The organism is Pseudomonas sp., from assembly GCF_049645325.1.
Lineage (GTDB): Bacteria > Pseudomonadota > Gammaproteobacteria > Pseudomonadales > Pseudomonadaceae > Aquipseudomonas.
Genome location: NZ_JBARTQ010000338.1, coordinates 1 through 2,446 on the forward strand (window position 1 = coordinate 1; position 2,446 = coordinate 2,446).

At 62.2% G+C, this 2,446-nt stretch carries 3 protein-coding genes; all 3 read left to right on the plus strand.

Translation table 11 applies throughout. The annotated features are described in order from the left end of the window. On the plus strand, positions 1 to 1,064 hold a 1,064-nt coding region (gene tssA / locus WBB95_RS15230; RefSeq protein ID WP_424488340.1), incomplete at its 5' end, for a type VI secretion system protein TssA. A gap of 38 nt (positions 1,065 to 1,102) precedes the next feature. Beyond that, positions 1,103 to 1,603 carry a type VI secretion system contractile sheath small subunit gene (gene tssB / locus WBB95_RS15235; RefSeq protein WP_424488341.1) on the plus strand — a complete coding sequence of 167 codons (501 nt, stop codon included), beginning with the start codon at positions 1,103 to 1,105 and terminating at the stop codon, positions 1,601 to 1,603. 79 nt (positions 1,604 to 1,682) lie between these two features. Further along, a partial coding sequence (tssC, locus tag WBB95_RS15240; RefSeq protein ID WP_424488342.1) for a type VI secretion system contractile sheath large subunit occupies positions 1,683 to 2,446 on the plus strand: 764 nt, incomplete at its 3' end.

A 2,446-nucleotide genomic window follows, 5' to 3' on the forward strand; every position in this document is an offset into this window, starting at 1 on the left:
ACTTGAACGAGGGACGTACGATGGGCCTGCCCACCGAAGCTCAACCACTGGATTTCACCGCGCTGGCCCAGCCTCTGGGCGAGGCCGGCGCGTGTGGCCAGAACATCGAGTACGACCCGCAGTTCCTTGAGCTGGAGGAGGAAGCCCTCGGCAAGCCTGAGGTGCAATACGGCCAGACCATCACCCAGGCCATCGAGCCGAACTGGAAGCGCGTGATGGTGCTCACGCAGCCGCTGCTGGAACGCAGCCGTGACCTGCGCCTGGCGATCTGGCTGACCCGCGCCCAACTCAATTTGAATGGCATTGCCGGCTTGGCCGCCGGTCTCGAACTGGTCCTGGCGTTGCTGGAGAACTGCTGGGAAGGTTTGCACCCCCAGCTTGATCCCGATGACGACAACGACCCGCTGCTGCGCATCAATATCCTGGCATTTCTCTGCGAGCCCGCCGGTTTGCTGCGTGACGTGCTGGATACGCCGCTGGTCAGCGCCCGCAGTGTGGGCGCCGTCAGCCTGCGCCAGGTCGAGCTGGCCAATGGTGAGCAAACCGGGGAGGGCGACAACGTCAGCCTGGCGATGATCGAAGGCGCGTTTGCCGAAGCCGACCCGGCTCAGTTGGCCGCCGTCGAAGCCGCGTTGACCCGGGCGTTGACCCTCAGTGTGCGGATCGAGCAATGGCTGACCGAGAAAGTCGGTGTGGGTCGCGCCATCGACCTGAGCGGCCTGGCCACCTTGCTGCGCCGCGCCGGTGAAGTGATCCGCCGTCGTTTGCCCGACGAGGTTTCAGCCGAAGTCGGGCCTGCCGTCGTTTCCGTGGCCACCGTCGCCGCTGTCGTAGCCCCTCAAGCGCCTCGCGGCGAGATCAACAGCCGCGAAGACGCGCGCCAGACCATCGACCGTCTGTGCGCCTATTTCCAGACTCACGAACCCGCAAGCCCGGTGCCCTTTCTGTTGCAGCGGGCGAAGACACTGATCGACAAGAATTTCATGGAATTGCTGCAAGACCTCGCTCCCGATGGTCTCGCGCAACTGGCGCTGGTCAGCGGTATTCGCAGCAGCGACACCTGACCCTTTTTGTATCAACCCCACTCACTGGAGCTTTTCCTGTGGCCAAAGAAAGCAGTCAGAAGTTCATCGCTCGCAACCGGGCGCCACGCGTGCAGATCGAATACGACGTGGAAATCTACGGCGCGGAAAAAACCGTGCAATTACCCTTCGTCATGGGCGTGTTCTCGGACCTCTCCGGCAAGCCCGCCGAGCCGTTGCCGCCGGTGGCCGAGCGCAAGTTCCTGGAAGTCGACATCGATAATTTCGACGAACGCCTCAAGTCGATGAAGCCGCGCGTGGCCTTCCAGGTGCCCAACACCCTGACCGGCGAAGGCAACCTGCCGGTGGAAATCACCTTCGAATCGATGGACGACTTCAGCCCCGCCGCGATCGCCAGCAAGGTGCCGAGCCTCAACCAGTTGCTGACCGCGCGCAGCCAATTGTCGAACCTGTTGACCTACATGGACGGCAAGGTCGGCGCCGAGGAATTGCTTGCCAAGCTGCTCGCCGACCCGAGTGTGATGCAGGCCTTGAGCACTGCGCCCAAACAGCCCGAATAACTGAATAGCCGTTGACGCTGCCGGTGCCCTGTTTGCCCCGGTACGGGGACGCTTTTGCCCAAATTTCAAGGATACCGACATGTCCACTACGCAATCGGAACAGAACGGTCTGCCAATCGCCGCCACGCAATTCGACGCCGGCGACTTCGCAAGCCTGCTGCAAAAAGAGTTCAAGCCCAAGACCGACAAGGCCAAGGAAGCGGTAGAAACCGCCGTGCGCACCTTGGCGGAACAGGCGTTGCAAGGCACGCAACTGATGCCCAACGATGTGCTGGGCACCATTGAAGGCCTGATCGCGGCCCTCGACCAGAAGCTCACCGAGCAGGTCAACCATATCCTTCACCACGAAGAATTCCAGGGCGTGGAAAGCGCCTGGCGCGGCCTGCATTACCTGGTCAACAACACCGAGACCGACGAGACCCTGAAGATTCGGGTGATGAACATTTCCAAGAACGAAGTGCACAAGACCCTGCGCAAGTTCAAGGGCGTGGCCTGGGACCAGAGCCCGATCTTCAAGAAACTCTATGAAGAGGAATACGGTCAGTTCGGCGGCGAGCCCTACGGCGCATTCGTGGCGGATTACTATTTCAACAACAGCGCGCCCGACGTGGAGTTACTGACCCAGATGGCGCGTGTCAGCGCCGCCGCTCACTGCCCGTTGATCACGGCCGCCGACCCCAGCGTGATGCTGATGGAGTCGTGGCAGGAACTCGCCAACCCGCGTGACCTGACCAAGATCTTCCAGACCCCGGAGCACGCCGCCTGGCGCAGCTTCCGTGCCAGCGAAGACTCGCGTTACGTGGGCCTGGCCATGCCGCGCTTCCTGTCGCGTGCCCCTTACGG